This window comes from Aneurinibacillus sp. UBA3580 (assembly GCF_002375825.1).
In the GTDB taxonomy this organism is placed as follows: Bacteria; Bacillota; Bacilli; order Aneurinibacillales; family Aneurinibacillaceae; genus Aneurinibacillus; species Aneurinibacillus danicus.
On record NZ_DFMZ01000109.1, the window covers coordinates 23730 to 42058 of the forward strand.

Here is an 18329-nt window from a genome sequence, read left to right on the forward strand (position 1 = left end):
CCGGCTGCTGAACCAGATGCGGGAGCGTTCCGCGTCTATGCGAGAAGAAATCCTTGTCGCGCTTTCGCTCGGCGCCACCAGCCGCCAGGCCAGTGAACGGTTGACCCGGGAAGCGATTCGCGCCGGTATGATACCGATTATCGACTCGATGAAAACGGTAGGACTTGTCCAGCTTCCGGGTATGATGACCGGACTTATTATTGCTGGTACCAGTCCGATCGAAGCTGTGCGCTACCAGTTGCTCATTATGTTTTCGTTTACGGCCGCCTCCGCTCTTACCAGCATCATTCTGGGATTTCTCGTCTATCCTACGCTGTTTACCCGTGCCCATCAGTACATAGGCTGGAAATGAGAAAAACGAGCACGGACGGCTCGTTTTCTTTACTATTACGCATGAATCAACAGCTAGAGCTTTCACGGCATTTGCCCTTGGCGGCCGGATAGGCCTGGGGCGCCATAGCTTGTGCTCCCTGTACAGGTGGTGCCGGTACTATCGGTCCGTAGCCATACGGCATACTATAACCTTTTTTCTGATAGTATTCATACATTTTCCTGTGGTAACAATAACGTTTATAATATCTCTTGTAGTATTTTTTACGGTGTGCATATTTGTGACACTTGTACTCGTAATATTTCATCTTCTCGATGTGATAGTGACATTTAACCACTTCTACGTCCATCGTCTGGACTTCACCCATTGGGTAAGGATAGTAATGCACGTGTAACGTCCTCCATTCATATTGAATTATTTATCAATCTGCTACACTGTATTCACCCATGAGACGATAAGACACGACACATGCCTAAAGGCGGGAAATTGGGTGCTTGCCTACATTTTAATAAAACGAGGTGAAACTATTTGCAAGGCAAAAAAACAAGTGAGTCACGCACGATTATGACGGACATTGTCCTCCCTCCGGATACGAACTACCATGGAACAATCTTTGGCGGGAATGTCATGGCTTATATTGATAAGGTCGCCAGCATCACCGCCATGCGACACTGCCGCAGGCAGGTAGTCACCGCATCAAGCGATAGCCTGGACTTTCTTTCGCCTATCCGTACCGGAGAAGCCATCTGCCTGGAAGGGTACGTGTCCTGGACTCACCATACTTCCATGGAGATTTATGTGAAAGTAGAAGCGGAAAATCTGCTGACCGGAGAACGGCGCCTGACTTCGCAAGCGTACCTAACGTTTGTGGCTCTCGATGACGACGGCAAACCCACAACGGTTCCTCCTGTTCTTCCCGAAACGGAAGAAGAACGCTGGAACTATAAAACTGCCGCAGAACGGTTTGAGATTCGCAACAAGCGCCGGAAACTTACCAAGCAACGCTTCAAAAAAGAAAAATAGCCGCGGGATTTCCCACGGCTACTTATGTATGAACTAAAGAATAAACAGTGCAATCATTGCTTCACGGCGTACAAGCTTAGATAGGGCTCTTCCTGCCCTCCAGTGTTGGTGCGATCGAAAATACGGAATCCATGCGAACGAAGGATATTCTGTATTTCCTGCTCTCCGTATAGCTGATTAAAAATGTTGTCTATCACTATCTCTCCTTCGCCAAGTCGATACGAAGAGAAAAAAACGCCGCCGGGCTTCAATACCCGGTACACTTCATCAAGCGCTTTATGCAAATCTTCTTTGGTTAAATATATCAGCGAGGCATTCGCCCATACACCGTCATACAGCTCATCACCGGTCGGAATATGACGGAAATCTCCTTGAATAAACTCGACATCCTGCACCTTCTGCTTGGCCTGCTCAAGCATCACCTCGCTGATATCCAACCCCTGCACATGCAAATCATAGCGCTTTAATCGGAGCGCGTCATGCCCTGCACCGCATCCGAGATCAAGCACACGATTCCCGCCCAGAAGCATCTGAAACCCGGAAATAAACTGCATGGTCAGCTCCCGATGACGCCACTTCATGCCCGCCTGATTCGCCAGTTTATCAAAAGAAGCACGATTGCGATCTACGTAATCCATTTTTTCACCTCCCGCCCCCTTTTTCTCATTCTAGCTAATTAAAAGACGGAATGCTACACGCTATGAAATTTTAAAGCGGTTGACATGTGCCTGCAACTCCTCCGCCATCTTTGCCAGCATTTCGGAGGCGGCATTAATCTCCTCCATCGTGGCGGTCTGCTCCTGGGAAGCCGCGGCAACCTCCTGCGTATCTGCCGCAGCGATGGAAGCCAGTCGGGAAATCTCGTCACCCTGGCGTACAATGCGCTCCGTTCCTTCGGAAATCGTCTCCGAAGATGCCGTAACAAGCTCAATCTGCTTATTCAAATCGGCGATAGCTTTTAGAATGTTAGAAAATGCCTGACCTGCTTCTTCCACTACATAACGGCCTTCCGATACTGCTTTGCTGCTTTCTCCCATAGAGGAGACCGCTGTACCGATTTTAGTATGAATATCAGAGATAAGTGCGGCAATCTCGCTCGCCGACCTGCCGGACTGTTCAGCCAGCTTGCGGACTTCCTGAGCCACGACCGCAAAGCTTTTGCCCTGCTCACCGGCGCGTGCCGCCTCAATCGCTGCATTCAACGCAAGCAGGTTCGTCTGTTCGCTAATTTCATGGATGGTACCGATAATTCCTTTAATCGCTTCCGAACGGTTCCCCAACTCGCGAATCTGCATCTCTGTATCATTTACCTTCTGCGTGATATCATTCATTTCCCAGACTACTTTCTTCAGTGATTCTTCCCCTTCATGCGCGTATTTCACCACGACGGAGGAATCTTGCCTGACGGCATGAATTTTATCGGCGATGGCCTGAATATTGCTGCTCATTTCGTGCAGCGCATTCGTCGTTTGGCGCACACTTTCCATCTGACCTTCCGATCCGGACGCAATCTCCTGGGCTGCTTCTGAAATTTGTTCGGATGCGCGTGTACTCTCATTGGCGCTGGCCGTTAACTGCTCGGATGAGGCGGCCACCTGTTCCGATACCTCATTCACCTGACGCAGCATGTTTCTGAATTCGCGAATCATCTCGTTAAATATATGGGTAAGCTGTCCTACTTCGTCTTTTGAGCCGGGGGTTACCTGCACCGTCACATCACCCGCTTCGGCTTTTTCCATCGCCTGTACCAACTCTTTCATCGGCCTTGTCAGAATATGAACGATGATATATCCGATTACAATGGCAAGCAAGGAAGAAACAAAGCTAATAATAAACATCTGATTACGAATGATTGAAAGCGGTTTCATCATATCTTTTAAATAACTGCCGATGACCAATTCCCATCCGTTCGGCATCTGAACGAATGAGGCGACTTTCTCTTCGCCTTTCCAGGGATATGTAATGTAGCCGTTTTTTTGTTTGAGTATCTCCTGTGTAAACGATTCGTTCGCAATGCTGGTCCCTATCATGTTCGGATCAGGATGGTACAAAATCTTTCCCTGTTCATCAATAATATAAGCGTATCCGCTTAGTCCATTGGCTTTATAATAGCTCGTTTCCACGTCATCGACCGACGCTTTTACTTTTTCCGAGGTGGCGGCGTCTATCTGCTTGTCTTTGGCGATAGCCGCAATTTCTTCCGCCTTAATCTTCGTCATGTACTTTAAGTCCTGCACTGTCATTTCGTAGACGCTATTGTAAGCGGAACGATAGCTTAAGAATCCTGCAGTCATTAACGGAATCAACGTGATAAGCAAAATTGTGCCCGTCAGCTTAAGCTTAATGGACACATCGTTTATTTTACGAAACAATTGCAATCCCCCTCCCAGGCACATCGTATCTTACTTCTATCTTATCTGCTAATCCATTTGTATTCCATACTTTTTCCTATATATTTTCGAATGATTTGTACTATTCATTCGTTTTTTCCGTGGAAACAAATAGGATTCTTTCATACATACTGAAGAACCGGTCCAGCGTATATTGATATTTTTCCAAAGTCTGCGACAACATGTCCAGATATTCGGTACCTGCTGCCGTAATGGAATACATGCGTTTAGGAGGTCCGCCGCTTGATACCTCCCAATGCGATTGCACCAGTTTTTCGCTTTCCAATTGACGCAGAATGCGATATACATAACCCGGATCGATAGAAGAAAAACCGAACTCCACTAAATCCTGAATGATTTGATAACCATGGTTGCTGACCCGTCGGAGTAAAAGCAGCACACAGGGTATGAGTAAATTTTTCGGCGCCCCGCAAGCATGGATTTTATCTTTGCCGTTCCCCATACGTACTTCTCTCCCTTCTCATGTCCTATCCATTTCACTATACGAGTTTTTTCCGCCAAAAATGCTATATGACGCATTTATAATTTTTTCATAATTTTCATTTGTATATTTTACCTATGGCACGTAATATAAGAGGGAGGAATTAAAAAAACAGGAGGGATTCGCGTGGCATCCAATCAAACGTTCGATCCGGTTCAATTGTGGAAAAGCTGGTACGACCTGGTTGAGAAAACATGGGGGAAAACGCTCGACGATTTCATTAAAACATCCGAGTACTCAGCCATGGTTGGCGAATATCAAAAATGGTTTTTTTATTCCCAGGACCAATATAAAAAAATGGTGGACCAAGTTCTTGCCGAGAACAACTTACCCAGTAAAGAAGAAATCGCCCGCGTTGCCCAACTTGTTATTCAATTGGAAGAGAAAGTAGAGAAATTGGATGAGAGGCTCGACGACGAAATTGTGGCCAAATTAGATGACATTAAAGAAGCGCTGGAAAAAGCGCCGAAGAATTCGACTAAAAAAACAAACGTATAGTTATTGGATGTAAGATAGTAGAAATAAGAAGCTAAAAGAAAATGAACAGAGTTCTGCCCTCTATGTCCCCTTATGGATGATATAGAGGGCAATTTTTTGATGTTTTGTGCCGATAAATTAGTAGGAGCGCGGCAGTTTTAACACGTGTTCTGCTACATACGACAAAATCAAATTCGTAGAGATTGGTGCAACTTGATACAAGCGTGTTTCACGGAATTTACGCTCCACATCGTATTCTTCCGCAAATCCAAAACCGCCGTGAGTCTGTAAAGTTACATTGGCCGCCTCCCAAGAAGCGTCCGCAGCGAGCAATTTTGCCATGTTTGCTTCTGCCCCGCACGGCTGGCCCATATCGAACAATTCGGCCGCACGAAAGCGCATTAAATCAGCCGCTTCGATGTTGATATAGGATCGCGCAATCGGAAATTGTACGCCCTGATTCTTACCAATCGGTCGCTGGAAGACAACGCGCTGGTTTGCATAGTTCGTCGCCCGTTCAATAAACCACCTGCCGTCTCCAATACATTCTGCCGCAATCAAAATGCGCTCTGCATTCATTCCATCCAGAATATACCGAAACCCTTTTCCTTCTTCGCCAATAAGGTTCTCAACAGGGACCTCTAAGTCCTCAATAAAGAGTTCCGTAGTGGCGTGATTCATCATTGTACGAATAGGACGAATCGTCAATCCGTTGCCGACAGCCTCTCGTAAGTCGACCAACAATACGGACAGGCCCTCCGTGCGCTTCTTGACTTGATCAAGCGGGGTTGTACGAACGAGCAAAATCATCATGTCCGAATGTTCCACACGCGAAATGAACACCTTTTGCCCATTGACCACATATTTGTCACCCTTACGCACGGCGGTCGTTTTTAGTTGTGTAGTGTCCGTTCCGGTATTGGGTTCCGTCACGCCAAATGCCTGTAAACGGAGAGAGCCATCCGCAATCCGTGGTAAATATTTTTGCTTCTGTTCCTCTGATCCATGGCGCAGCAGCGTACCCATCGTGTACATCTGTGCGTGACATGCACCTGCATTCCCTCCAGAGCGGTTAATCTCTTCAAGTATAATGGAAGCTTCGGTGATGCCAAATCCCGATCCGCCGTACTCTTCCGGTATTAAAGCAGCAAGATATCCCCCTTGCGTTAAGGCTTCCACAAATTCCCCTGGATAAGCACGTTCCACCTCTAATTCACGCCAATACAAATCAGGAAAACGACTGCAGACTTTGCGCACACCTTTTCGAAGTTCGACGTGCAATTCGTTTTCCGCCATTTTTTCTTCTAATTTTTGGGACATTTTTTCTTCCTCCCTGCAATCTGTATATGATTTACTATCCTTCTTACGCCTTCTGCCTCTTTTGTTGATAGTATCAATTTCATTAGAAGCTAGTTGTTTAACGAATTTGTTTTTCTTGCCCCAAAACCTTCGAAAGCAAATCATTTGTTATATCAGGGCCATGCCCGCGCTTATACACCATAAACGTACGCTTGAATTCAATAACTACCTTACCGTCCTGGTTATATCCACTCGTTTTTACTTTTACAATTCCTACATTCGGTCGAGACTTAGATTCACGTTTTTCAAGAACTTCACTGTATGAGTAAATGGTGTCCCCTTCAAAAACAGGGTTCGGAAGACGGATTTCGTCCCAGCCGAGATTAGCCATAACATTTTGAGAAATGTCTGTTACCGATTGGCCTGTAACTAACGCCACTGTAAAAGTAGAATCAACAAGCGGACGTCCAAACTCAGTCTTCGCTGAATAAACCTCGTCAAAATGAATTGGATTTGTATTCTGCGTTAAAAGCGTAAACCAAATGTTGTCGGTTTGCGTTACCGTCCTGCCCAGTGGATGAGGATAAATATCGCCCACTTCGAAGTCTTCGTAAAAACGTCCAGTCCAACCTTGTTTAATTGTCATGTTCATCATCTCCTATTTTAAAAATCACTTCATTTATATCCGCTCGCCTGTACCAGCACATTCGGCATGGTTGCATAATGCCCAGAATGAATACGGTATCCAGACTAATTTTGGTTGTGGTTTCCCAACGTGTCACTCCAATGCGCGGCATACTAAGCAGCACGACTGCAAGAATAGCGGGAACGGCTGGTGCCATGTGATGCAGCGACTCGGTCACCCATAAGCTAACCGTAATCGCCAAAATGACTCATCCGAGCCGAAATTGCGTTTCCCCTTGCTCGTACAGATCGTTCCCTTCTGCATCATTAACAACAATGACAGGGAAGCGTTCGACCACTAAACGGTGGATGGCTTCCGTCCCCAGGTCTTCATAGGCGACAACCTCTGCGGAGCGAATCGCCTTGGCAATAAGCGCTGCTGCGCCGCCTACAGCCGCAAAATAAACGGCTCGGTGCTTCACTATCGCTTCTTTTACCGTCTCGCTCCGCTTCCCTTTTCCGATCATGCCTCTCAGCCCTTTTTCCAGCAGACGAGGCGTGTACGCATCCATCCGGCTGCTGGTGGTGGGACCTGCCGAGCCGATTGCCTGTCCAGGCCTGGCCGGTGTTGGTCCCACATAATAGATGACCTGCCCGGCTACATCCACTGGAAGTTCTCCTCCGCTTTCCAGAGTTTCGGCCATCCGTTTGTGGGCGGCATCCCGCGCCGTATACAACGTACCGGTTAATTCCACCCGATCACCCGCCCGCAGCCCTGTACACTGCTCCTCTGTTAGTGGAAGCTGTATTTGTTTCATGGCCGCCTCCTTACAGTACCGCCGTCTTATGACGGCTGGCATGACAGTTAATGTTCACAGCGACCGGCAATCCGGCAATATGGGTGGCGAATACCTCGATATGGACATCAAGTGCGGTGGTCCGTCCGCCCATGCCCTGCGGCCCGATGCCCAGCGCATTGATTTCTTGGATTAGTTCTTCTTCCAATTCGGCAACATCCGCACGCGCATGCCGCTGTCCGAGAGGGCGCAACAACGATTTTTTCGCCAGGTAGGCCGATTTCTCAAACGTACCGCCAAGCCCCACTCCTATTACCATAGGAGGACACGCATTCGGGCCCGCCATCTTTACCGTTTCGATGATAAAGTCCTTAGCGCCTTCAATACCGTCAGACGGCTTTAGCATTTTCAGTCGGCTCATATTTTCGCTCCCGAAGCCCTTTGCGGCCATGTGCAGCGTACACCGATCGCCTTCGACCAATTCTACGTGAATGACGCCGGGCGTGTTATCCCCTGTGTTTTGACGGACAAGCGGATCCTGCACTACTGAAGCACGTAAATAGCCATCTCCGTATCCTTGTCGGATGCCTTCGTTAATGGCATCATACAAGCGTCCTCCCGTAATCCGACAGTCCTGGCCCAGCTCCACGAAAAAAATTCCCATCCCCGTGTCCTGACACATCGGTACCCGTTCCGCCGCCGCGATTTCCGCGTTGGCTATCAACTGGCCGATGACTTCTTTGCCGACCGCCGACTCTTCTGTCTGGGCCGCTTTACGGAACGCCGTTACCACATCGGCGCCTAATTCATAGTTTGCATCCATGCATAACTGTTTGACGGCTTCCGTAATTTGCTCGCACGTTACCTCCCGCATTTTTACACTCCTTTTCCGGCTGCATGCATTGCCCACATATTCCCGGCCGACTCGAGTTCCTCGACATTTAGAATCGCCGTGAGGAAATGCTCCGTCTCTTCTTGCGGCAAGGCCGCGGTCAATACACGAAATTTATCGATCAACTCGTCCGATGAAACCGGATTTTCCGGGTCTCCTTTCGGATAGTCGGTCGTTAGCACTACAACTTCCCCATTGGTCAATTCCACTTCCAATTTAGAACCCCATTTCTCTGGATATGCAGCCTGAACGTCCGGGTCCATTGTAACGCAAACCTTAGTCATTAAATTTCGGATGGTTTGATCATGTAATGCATCCTCATTGAAATCCGGCAGCGATGTATTTCCAGTAGCAAACGCCAACGCAACGCAGTACTGCAGGCTGAATTTTGACGCATAGACCGTTTGCGGATTCGGGTTGTCCGTAATGTTGAGCACATCCTGGTACGCTTTCACATGAATATTTCGTATTTCATCCGGCCGTATGTTTTTTTCGTTTCGCAACAGCTTAGCCAAATCCATAGCTGGATGCGTGTGACGACACGAGGCATGAATTTTAAAAGAGTTTTCCAGAATCTTAAATGTGTTCCCTAGCCCTTCCGTCATTTTGCTTGCATCATACTTATCTGCCATTGCCTCGAAAAATCCCCTCCGTCCTTCAAAAATACGCCGGGCGCCTGTAAATCCTTTCTCTGCCAATAAGGCGGCCAGCACGCCATTCATCGCTGCCTTGCCCGGATGCAGTTGCTTGGACATCGCTCCGTCTTCGATAAATTCCCACAACCCTGCAGCCTGCGTACCCGCATTCCCCAGCGCATGTACGATTTGCTCTTCGCTTAACCCGAGCAATTTCGCTGCGGCCGCGGCCGCGCCAAACGTGCCGCATGTGGCGGTATTATGCCAGTAATAGTAGTGTGAAGGGCTAACCGCTTCCCCGACACGGTAGCATACCTCATACCCGAGCGCCACTGCCAGCAGCAAGTCCTTCCCGCTTCTCTCTTTCCATTCCGCTATGGCCAGAGCTGCGGGAATAACCACTGTGGCGGCATGAATGATGGACGCTTTATGAATGTCGTCCAGCTCCACGATGTGGCTGGAGGCTCCATTCACCAGTGCGGCATGAAGAACGGAAGATTTACCTCCTGTGACCAGCGTCGCCTGCGAGTGTCCTCCTGCTTCCTCTACCATCTGGCGAATCATATGAATAGGCGGTTTATCTCGTCCTGCCACGGCGGAAGCCAGCCAATCCAATATGCACAACTTTGTAAATTCTACAACCTCGGTTGGAAGGTCATCATACTTCGCTTTTACTAGATAGGAAGCAATTTGCTTACTTATGCTCATTGTTTTACGTCCTCCTTATCTTCTTTACTCCATCATGTTCGGCAGCCAGAGCGAAAGCTGCGGGAAGATAACATACAACGCCAGCACGAAGATAAACAGAATAATAAAGGGAATCACCCCGCGTACGACCACTTCAAGCTTCTCTTTCGCGATACCTCCCACAACGAACAGGTTCAGGCCGACCGGCGGCGTAATCATCGCCAGTTCCATATTGACAGTCATCACGATCGCGAAGTGAATCGGGTCAATTCCTAGATGATGGATAATCGGAAGCAGAATCGGCAGCGTAATCAGAATAATCGACACCGCTTCCAGGAAGGTTCCCATGATAAAGAACAAAATGTTGACGATAAGAAAGAACGTCCATTTGTTCATATCACTCTCTGCGATCCAGGCTCCTACTTCCTGCGGCACCTGTTCGTTGGTCAGATACAAACCAAACAGGCTGGCAGCGGCAATAATCAAGAAAATCATCGACGTAATATTGATCGTTTCCACAAGAATCGGGCGAACGTCTTTCAGCCCCATCTCCCGATAAATCACAACCGAAACAATCAGACCGTATACGACCGCGATAACGGCCGATTCAGTCGGTGTGGCAACCCCGGTATAAATACTGCCCAGAATTAAGATAGGCAGAAACGCACCCCACAGCGCCTTTATTGAGGCTTTCATCCGTACTTCCACCGAAGACTTCTCATCGCTTCCATATCCATGCTTCCGCGCATAGAAAATGGCGGACACAATCAGCACACTGCCCAGCAATAATCCAGGAATGACGCCAGCCATAAACAGCTTCCCGATGGACTCTTCGGCGGTAATTCCGTAGATAATGAGCGGAATACTTGGCGGGATCAAAATCCCCAGCGTACCTGACGCGGCTACCAGGCCCATCGAGTACTTTTTATCATAGCCCGCGCTGACCATCGCCGGAATCATGATCGATCCGATCGCGGCAGCCGTCGCCGGACTGGAACCGGAAATGGCCGCAAATACCATACAGGCAAGAATCGTGACGACAGATAGCCCGCCCGGCAGATGCCCCACCCATTTGCGCAGGGCTTCAATCAAATACTTGGAAATGCCGCCACGCGCCAGAATAACACCGGCCAGTACGAAGCCCGGAATCGCCATCAGCGGGAACGAATCGAGCGCCGCAAACATCCGCTGCGGCACCATGTTCATGTTAAAGTCAGATTGGATTAACACCAATACGGTAGCCAAAGCCAGACTGATGGCGATCGGTACACGCAGCAGCATAAGACCGATGAAACTACTAAACAGCGTGAGTACCATGCGGTGCATCCCCCTTTTCTTTCGGAATCTCTACCATGTCAACCGTATTTACGATTTTCTCTCCGCGAATCGCTTGCACAAACTTCTCTATAAAGCGAAGCAGAAACATGATGCCGGAGATAGGAAGAATCAAATAGACTATCCACATCGGGATACCGACATCCATGGAAACCATGCCGGACGTATACCGCTTCGCCACCAAAACATAGCCGTAATACGTAAAGAAAAGACAAAATACCATTCCCATGAAGCTTGCAAAAACATCTAGCCACCGTTGCATCCCGCGCGGCAATTTTTCATACAGTATATCCACCTGAATGTGGTGATTGTTGCGCAGCGCAACCGGAACGCCGAGCAGCGCTCCCCAGACAAGTGTATAGTTCGCCACTTCCTCCACCCACGCTTTCGGTTCGTTAAAAACATAACGCATGAGAACGCCGTAAAAAATAAGCGCGATACCGACGGACAAAAACGAACCAGCGGCGATGTCTTCAAACAAATCCCACGCCTTTTTCCAGCTTTTCATCTGTGTTCCTCCTTCGGTAAGAGGAAGAAGCACTAACGACGTAGCGCCCTTCCTCGCTAACTCTATTTCAGATTTTTAATTCCGTCGATCAACTCCGGTGTGATAACAGACTTGAACTCTTCATATACCGGCTGCAGCGCTTTTTCCAGCTCGGCACGCTCAGCATCCGTCAGCTCGGTAATTTGCATCTTGCCGGATTTCTTCAGGTTTTCGAAGCTCTTGTCGTTGTCTTCGAGGGCCAGCTTCCACTCATATTCGGTCGCCTCTTTCAGCGCTTCTTCCACTTTTGTGCGAATCTCTTCCGGCATGCCATCCCAGAACGGCTTATTGACGAAAATACCGTAATCAATGCGTCCGTGGTTGCTAACGGTCATATATTTTTGCACTTCTTGATATTTTTGCGTATCAATGTTGTTGAACGTGTTTTCCTGTCCATCTACCGTACCCTGCTGCAGAGCCGCATACGATTCACCGAACGGAATGGTGGCAGAGCCTGCGCCCAGCGCTTTGAACTGTCCTTCGAGCACTTTACCTGCTTGTGCGCGGAATTTCAGTCCTTTGAAATCGGCCGGTGTTTTCAGCGGTTTTTTGTTGTTGGTGAATTGTTTGAAACCGTTTTCCCAGAAAGCCAGACCCATAATGTCGTTGCCTACCAGCTGTTCGCTGCTCATCAGCTGCTTCGCCAGATCGCTCTCGAAGAATTTGAGCGAGTGCTCACGATCTCTGAACAGGAAGGGCATGTCCACATACTGCCAGCGCGGGTCAAGCTTTACCATTTTGGTAACGGAAGGCGCTATCATGTGCACGTTTCCGGATACGAGCGCATCCAGTTCTTCTTTGTCACCATATAGCTGCGAAGACGGATAGACTTCTACTTTTACCTTCCCGCCTGTTTTTTCCGCCGCCAGATCAGCGAATTTTTGCGCCGCTTTTCCTTTTACACTCTCAGCCGCAGTAACGTGCGAGAACTTGATGACGATCTTTTCCATGTCCCCGCCTTTACTATTAGCATCAGCAGCCGTTTCTTTCCCTCCGCTTCCTCCGCATGCCGTCAGCACACCCAACAACAAGACAATCAAGCAAACAATCGACCATTTTTTCATAAAGCAACCCCCTAATTAATAAAAAATTCATCGGTAAAAAAACGCTTACATTTTGTTGATTTCTTTGGCAGCAAGAGTGCGCCTTTCGTTTTGTTGTCTGCCTATGTATTTACACACCATCAAAATTTATAAAAATTTAGAATAATTAGATTATTTTAACTGTCATTCCCTACTCCCTAAAGGGCGCGGGGGCACAGCCCCCACATTAAAACCCGCTAGAAGCGTCTTTTCCCACCTTTTATACGGCCAATTTTTATTCTACTTCCACCTCTTGATTTTTCTGTTCCTGCTGTGTACGTTCCCTGGAAGCAACAAAGTCCTGAAAACTCCGCATAATATGATGCGACATCTTGGCACGCGCTTCATCCGGTTTTTGTTCGGAAATAGCCCGGGTAATGTGACGATGCTCAGATAACGAACGTTGTATCTGCTCACTTAGCAATTCCGGCAGGCGCGTAGGCAATCCATTCCACGTCTGATGAAGCATGCTATTTAAACGCTGTCCTTTTCCCGCCTCCCAAATGGCGCGGTGAAACGCTTCGTTGGCAGAAATGTATGCCTCCACGTTCCCTGCCTGTGCCGCTTGTTCGGCTTCTTCCTGAGCGGCAATTATAGCAGCCAGCTCTTTATTATCCTTACCGGCTTTGCTCGCTGCTCTGGCTGCCGCCTCTCCTTCCAGCAACGCACGCAGCTCATAATGTTCCTGGATATCTTCAAGCGTCAGCTCGCGAACTACGGCGCCACGCCGATTTTGCAAGATTAGCAATCCATCACGCTCCAGCATTTGAAACGCTTCCCGAACGGGCATGCGAGAAATCCCCAGTTTTTTGGCGATTTCTTCTTGGGACAATACTTCACCTGGCTGTAATTCGCCTTTGAATATGGCTTTCCGTAAAATGGCAGCCACTTTTTCTCTCGCAGGTTGCATTACAATCTGTTCCATAAATTTCCCAACTTTCTCTTAGCTTTATTTTTCTTTTCATTATAAAGCTAACGAGAAGCTACACTCTAGTATTTTCATCGAACGTCCGTTCAAATTCGAACCGAACTGCCTCCCTCACTACTTTTGAGCGCTTCCGCCTGCTCAATCGTTTTGCGTGCGCGAATGGCTACCGGATAATCTACCATTTTCCCATCAACCTGAATCGCCCCGTTTCCCTGTTGTACGGCTTCTTCAAATGCCCGCACGATACGCTGCGCTTCCTCTATTTCTTTCTCTGTCGGTGCGAATACAGCATTAACTACTCCATTTTGATTGGGGTGAAGCGTCATTTTCCCCTGAAATCCAAGCTGTTTTACAAATTCAGTTTCTTTTTTTAACCCTTCCTTATCCTGTATATCTACGTACACACCATCAATGGGCGATTCTATGCCCGCGGCCCGCGATACATTCACAAGCCAGGAACGAGCAAACAGGATTTCGTTGCCTTCTTTCGTCCCCCCTGTATGAATATCCAGCGTATAGTCCACCGACCCGAAAGCCAAACAGTGGATTCTGTAACTGGCCCTGGCAATGTCAAAGGCATAATGCAAGCCGGCGGCCGATTCAATCAAAGGAACAACCAGAGTGCTGCCGCGTTTGCGACCGTGCTTTGCTTCGATGGTCCCTAACAAATGATCGACAAGATGAATATGTTCTTTCTTTCCTGTTTTCGGCAGGATAATTCCATCCACGTTATACGAAGCTATCTCCTGGATGTCATCCATGAAGTAAGGTGTGGAGATATCGTTGATACGAACAAAGATTTTTTTGATTCCTTTCTTTTCCAGAACTCGCTTTACCATCATTCTCGCAAGTTCTTTTTCCTGAATAGGAACGGCATCTTCCAAATCACAGATGACGACATCCGCCTCCGTCTGCTCGATTTTCATCAGCTTCTTTTCCTGATTGCCAGGAACAAACATCCAGCTTCGCCAAAGCGACATGTGTTTTTCCCTCTCCTTTGTTTATTTCCCGTTGCCTACAACGTTTTTGTCCCGTCCGATTTCGGATAGAATGGACTGATTATGCTCTCCAACACGCGGTACCGGATCCATGACCGGCTCGAATCCTTCCATAGTAATCGGTGGCAAAAGCGCGCGAATCGGCCCCACTTCCGTCTGTACTTCTCGCCAGCGGTTTCGCGCTTTGAGCTGCGGATGTTCGGCAAATTCTTGCATGGTATTCATGCGCGCATTCGCAATTTTCGCTATATCGAGCCGTGCCTCGATTTCGTCAGCCGTCAGGGTTTGCAATTTTTGGTTAATAATTTTCTCCAACTGCTTTAGGTGACGCACCCGTTTATGATTCAGATTAAAACGGGGATCAAATGCAAGTGAAGGTTGTTCCAACAGTACCTCACAAAATCGCATCCATTCCCGCTCGTTCTGAATCCCGAAAAATACTGTTTTCCCATCTTTGGCTGGAAACGGACCATATGGATAAATGGTGGCATGCCGTGAACCGGTTCGCTTCGGCTCTTCTCCCCCATAATACGTATAGTAAAGCGGATAGCCCATCCACTCCCCCATTGCTTCAAGCATGGATACTTCCAGTACTGTACCTTGCCCTGTCTTCTCACGTTGGATAAGGGCAGCAAGGATGCCTGAGTAGGCATACATTCCCGCCGCGATATCAGCAATTGAAATCCCCACTTTGGATGGGTTCTCTTCCGTCCCGGTCAGCGAGACCACCCCGGATTCGCATTGAATCAGCAGGTCATATGCCTTTTTATCCCGGTACGGCCCATCCGTTCCATAACCTGAGATACCGCAAACGATAAGTTGTGGAAAACGCTTACGTAATTCACCCGGACCAAATCCAAGCCGTTCAACCGCCCCCGGTGCTAGATTCTGTACAAACACATCAGCCTTTGCCAGCAAATCCATTAGAATTTGCTTCCCTTCCTCCGCTTTTAGATCCAGTTCAATAGACTCTTTTGAACGATTTGTCCATACAAAGTGACTGGACAACCCTTTTACCGTCGTATCATACTCACGCGCAAAGTCGCCCACCTGAGGCCGTTCGACTTTAATTACACGGGCACCCAGATCAGCTAATTGCCGTGTAGCAAAGGGGGCCGCAATTGCTTGTTCGACTGAAACAACGGTCACTCCAGCTAACGGAAGCATATCGTCTACCTCATTTCTTTGGTTTTATTTTATATTCACTTTATTTTTAATTTTCGTATTTAGGATTCTGAATATTGGATCCAAAATCCTTATAGTCTAAGCATAAGCCTTTGACAAAATAATGTCAATATAATAAATAGTTAAAATATTTAGCTTAATTTTTATTTGCATCTATATAGACAACGTTTGACATTTCCACAATGGTGAAAAAGGCGAACGCCTTTTTCTCCCCTGGATCTCATTTCCTCTTTCCCTTCCTTCTTTTCTCATGATTTTCACAGAAAAAAAGCTCTTCGCCTATGAAGAGCTTTAGACTATCTAAAAAAGCAGAAAATAGATTCTCCGCTATTTTTTATCTTTCCTTTGCCCGGTACGCCCAATGATTTGTCGGGCCATGGCCGTGCCCGATGCCGAGCGGATGACTGATGGCGGCAGTAATAAACTGCTTCGCCTGCTCCACGGCTTCACGTACTGTCTTGCCGGACGCCAGCCCTGCGGTAATAGCCGCCGCAAATGTACAGCCGGTACCGTGCGTATGCTCCGTATGAAACCGTGCGGCCGACAGTTCCACAAACTCCCGGCCATCATACAGCAAGTCCGTCGCAAAATCGCCCGTGCTATGCCCGCCTTTAATAACTACGTTTTGCGCTCCCCATTCGTGAAGTATCCGTGCCGCTTCCCGCATCTGTTCGTGTGTCTCAATCTTTTCCATTCCGGTCAGCAATTCCGCTTCCGGCAGATTCGGCGTCACTACCATCGCTAGAGGTAGAAGATGTTCTTTCATCGCATCGACCGCTTCCTGCAGCAAAAGAGGCGCACCGCCCTTGGCGACCATAACGGGATCGAGTACATAATTGGGCACACCGTACTCCTTTAGCTTGCGTGCAACCGTTTCAATAATGGCGCTGTCAAACAACATACCTGTTTTTACTGCATTCGTTCCAAGATCCGACAGCACGGCATCCATTTGCTGTGCCACAAACTCCGGAGGAACCGGATGTACGCCATACACACCTGTCGTATTCTGGGCCGTGAGCGCAGTCAAAACCGACATACCGTATACGCCAAGCTCCTGGAACGTTTTCAAATCAGCCTGGATACCTGCGCCTCCGCCGCTATCCGAACCGGCCACCGTTAACGCTTTTTTTATACTCATAATTGAACCTCCTGCATTAAGAAAAACTCGCGGGCGTTGCCGCTCGTCCTTTTTCCACAAAGAAGACAAGCGGCCGCTTTGTGGCCCTTCGGTCGGACCGGCAAAACATCCGGCTATCTCAAGGAGGGAGACAATTGCCGGTCTTTCCCTTCCTTAAGGGCCACACGCTCCACGCAGAAAAAGCAACAGTCGGCACACGCCTCGCGAGTTTTTCCTCGATTACAATAGAGGGAAAGTATATGTCGCTTTAGTACTATAAAGCGACATATACTTTCCTATACCCTAAAAAAACGCCACCCCGTGGAGTGGCGCTTCCTGTGCATGGTCGAGTAAGCCGACCGTGCAGCAGCATCCATCCACTTCCCTACGCCGGTACAAACCGGATCAGGTTCTAAGGGTCGAAGCGAACGCTTCTCTCAGCATACAGCACCCCCAGTGGTCGTTTTTTCTTTCATCGTACCGCTCTTAACAGTGAACGTCAAGGAACAAACGTCAATCTAAATTTTCTAAATAATCTGTTCCTTATTCTGATTCTATGGTATGATAAATAAATGAGAGCGTTTCCAAGAAGTGACTGGAGAGATAGAATGAGAAAGAAGGATGTGAACACGGTGTACTCTTTTCCCCTGGGTAAATATCTCAAGCACATCACGACAAGCTGGTATAAAGAAAAGCTCCCCCTTGACCCGCAATTAATTCAAGAAGTGCAATCCATGTGTGAATCGGTACAGCAACATAACTATCCGGACCGTCATCTGCGAAATATGCGCTTTGTTGTATTCGATACGGAGACAACCGGCTTCCACCCGTACGCAGGAGATGAAATCATCTCGATTGGAGCTGTTGTTATCCAGAATGGACAGATTCAAGAAAGTGAATTTTTTCACGAGTACATTCATCCGGGCAAACCTATTCCGCCAATCGTTACGGAGATTACGGGCATTACGGATGAAGACGTCCAAGAGGCGCCCCTCCCCCTGCCAGTACTGCATAAGTTCCTGCGTTTTGTCGATGATAGCTATCTGGTAGCGCACTGCGCCGATTTTGATATCAACTTCTTGAATAGTAAACTGAGAAAGCTGTGCAAAGCGAAGATACACAATCCGGTCATCGATACGATGACGCTTGCATATCACCTGCTGCCGACCAATCAATCGTACGGACTTGATACCCTGCTTCAACAATACAAGATTGAAGTAGAGGGCCGCCATACCGCTCTTGGCGATGCGTTCATGACCGCCGAATTGTATCTTGCGTTCATCGAAGAGCTTGAACGACGAGGCATTCATACGCTCCACTCTCTGGAGAATTACATTAAGTCCATGCATCTGTTGCGTCAGCGTACGGAGTCAGGCTACGCATCACTATAGAAGTAGGGAAAAGAGGGAAGAAAACGAAGGGATGACTTCAATGCGGTACGAAAGAAAAGAGAGGAAAGAATGAGGAGAGGATTTCAATG

21 protein-coding genes and 1 riboswitch are annotated in these 18329 nt (G+C 48.1%); of the genes, 4 read left to right on the top strand and 17 right to left on the bottom strand.

The annotated features are described in order from the left end of the window. A partial coding sequence (locus B2899_RS15225; protein ID WP_286886909.1) for an ABC transporter permease occupies positions 1-352 on the top strand: 352 nt, incomplete at its 5' end. A gap of 46 nt (positions 353-398) precedes the next feature. Here the strand turns inward: B2899_RS15225 and B2899_RS15230 are convergent. Then, positions 399-719 carry a hypothetical protein gene (locus B2899_RS15230; RefSeq protein ID WP_286886910.1) on the bottom strand — a complete coding sequence of 107 codons (321 nt, stop codon included), beginning with the start codon at positions 717-719 and terminating at the stop codon, positions 399-401. A 140-nt stretch (positions 720-859) separates the two neighbouring features. On the opposite strand from B2899_RS15230, the gene B2899_RS15235 reads away from it, so the two are divergent. Continuing rightward, entirely contained in the window at positions 860-1354 is a 495-nt protein-coding gene (locus B2899_RS15235) for an acyl-CoA thioesterase (protein WP_371863563.1), read from the top strand. A 53-nt stretch (positions 1355-1407) separates the two neighbouring features. Here B2899_RS15235 and B2899_RS15240 read toward each other — a convergent pair whose 3' ends face one another. The 3 genes from B2899_RS15240 to B2899_RS15250 all read right to left on the bottom strand — a co-directional run bounded on the left by B2899_RS15240 (position 1408) and on the right by B2899_RS15250 (position 4207). Then, positions 1408-1992, bottom strand: coding sequence for a class I SAM-dependent methyltransferase (locus tag B2899_RS15240; RefSeq protein ID WP_146811067.1), 585 nt, complete (start codon positions 1990-1992; stop codon positions 1408-1410). 60 nt (positions 1993-2052) lie between these two features. After that, positions 2053-3726: a methyl-accepting chemotaxis protein gene (locus tag B2899_RS15245; RefSeq protein WP_286886913.1), complete on the bottom strand. Its 1674-nt coding sequence runs from the start codon at positions 3724-3726 to the stop codon at positions 2053-2055. 100 nt (positions 3727-3826) lie between these two features. Further along, entirely contained in the window at positions 3827-4207 is a 381-nt protein-coding gene (locus B2899_RS15250) for a helix-turn-helix transcriptional regulator (protein WP_286886915.1), read from the bottom strand. 165 nt (positions 4208-4372) lie between these two features. Between B2899_RS15250 and B2899_RS15255 the strand changes: the two genes are divergently transcribed. After that, positions 4373-4744: a hypothetical protein gene (locus tag B2899_RS15255; protein WP_146811070.1), complete on the top strand. Its 372-nt coding sequence runs from the start codon at positions 4373-4375 to the stop codon at positions 4742-4744. 117 nt (positions 4745-4861) lie between these two features. On the opposite strand, the gene B2899_RS15260 is transcribed toward B2899_RS15255, so the two are convergent. The 13 genes from B2899_RS15260 to thiD form a co-directional block, all read right to left on the bottom strand. After that, entirely contained in the window at positions 4862-6043 is a 1182-nt protein-coding gene (locus B2899_RS15260; protein ID WP_246147359.1) for an acyl-CoA dehydrogenase family protein, read from the bottom strand. A 97-nt stretch (positions 6044-6140) separates the two neighbouring features. After that, complete coding sequence (locus B2899_RS15265; protein ID WP_146811071.1) at positions 6141-6668, bottom strand: MaoC family dehydratase; 528 nt, start codon at positions 6666-6668, stop codon at positions 6141-6143. Beyond that, complete coding sequence (locus tag B2899_RS15270) at positions 6658-6909, bottom strand: hypothetical protein (protein WP_146811072.1); 252 nt, start codon at positions 6907-6909, stop codon at positions 6658-6660. Before B2899_RS15270 ends, B2899_RS15265 begins: the two co-directional genes overlap by 11 nt. 6 nt (positions 6910-6915) lie before the next feature. Next, positions 6916-7464, bottom strand: a complete 549-nt coding sequence (locus tag B2899_RS15275; protein ID WP_146811073.1) for a Fe-S-containing hydro-lyase — start codon at positions 7462-7464, stop codon at positions 6916-6918. 10 nt (positions 7465-7474) lie between these two features. Next, on the bottom strand, positions 7475-8317 hold the full coding sequence (locus B2899_RS15280; protein WP_286886920.1) for a fumarate hydratase: 843 nt from the start codon (positions 8315-8317) through the stop codon (positions 7475-7477). A 2-nt stretch (positions 8318-8319) separates the two neighbouring features. Further along, entirely contained in the window at positions 8320-9678 is a 1359-nt protein-coding gene (locus B2899_RS15285) for an MmgE/PrpD family protein (RefSeq protein ID WP_286886921.1), read from the bottom strand. A 24-nt stretch (positions 9679-9702) separates the two neighbouring features. Further along, positions 9703-10974, bottom strand: a complete 1272-nt coding sequence (locus tag B2899_RS15290) for a TRAP transporter large permease (RefSeq protein ID WP_371863564.1) — start codon at positions 10972-10974, stop codon at positions 9703-9705. Next, entirely contained in the window at positions 10955-11500 is a 546-nt protein-coding gene (locus B2899_RS15295) for a TRAP transporter small permease (RefSeq protein ID WP_286886924.1), read from the bottom strand. The genes B2899_RS15290 and B2899_RS15295 overlap by 20 nt, the downstream gene beginning before the upstream one ends. Positions 11501-11562: 62 nt before the next feature. Then, positions 11563-12603, bottom strand: coding sequence for a DctP family TRAP transporter solute-binding subunit (locus B2899_RS15300; RefSeq protein ID WP_286886926.1), 1041 nt, complete (start codon positions 12601-12603; stop codon positions 11563-11565). Between the two features lie 253 nt (positions 12604-12856). Then, a complete protein-coding gene (locus B2899_RS15305) occupies positions 12857-13546 on the bottom strand; it encodes a GntR family transcriptional regulator (protein ID WP_146811079.1) in 690 nt (229 codons plus the stop codon). Positions 13547-13635: 89 nt separating this feature from the next. Beyond that, positions 13636-14529 carry an HpcH/HpaI aldolase/citrate lyase family protein gene (locus tag B2899_RS15310; protein ID WP_146811080.1) on the bottom strand — a complete coding sequence of 298 codons (894 nt, stop codon included), beginning with the start codon at positions 14527-14529 and terminating at the stop codon, positions 13636-13638. A 21-nt stretch (positions 14530-14550) separates the two neighbouring features. Further along, complete coding sequence (locus B2899_RS15315; RefSeq protein ID WP_286886930.1) at positions 14551-15714, bottom strand: CaiB/BaiF CoA transferase family protein; 1164 nt, start codon at positions 15712-15714, stop codon at positions 14551-14553. Positions 15715-16066: 352 nt separating this feature from the next. Continuing rightward, the gene (gene thiD / locus B2899_RS15320) at positions 16067-16870 is read right to left on the bottom strand and encodes a bifunctional hydroxymethylpyrimidine kinase/phosphomethylpyrimidine kinase (RefSeq protein WP_146811082.1); all 804 of its coding nucleotides are present in this window, start codon (positions 16868-16870) and stop codon (positions 16067-16069) included. A gap of 344 nt (positions 16871-17214) precedes the next feature. After that, positions 17215-17314, bottom strand: a riboswitch (TPP riboswitch). Between the two features lie 143 nt (positions 17315-17457). Between thiD and B2899_RS15325 the strand changes: the two genes are divergently transcribed. Beyond that, positions 17458-18240, top strand: coding sequence for a 3'-5' exonuclease (locus B2899_RS15325; RefSeq protein WP_286886932.1), 783 nt, complete (start codon positions 17458-17460; stop codon positions 18238-18240). Positions 18241-18329 lie beyond the last annotated feature (89 nt).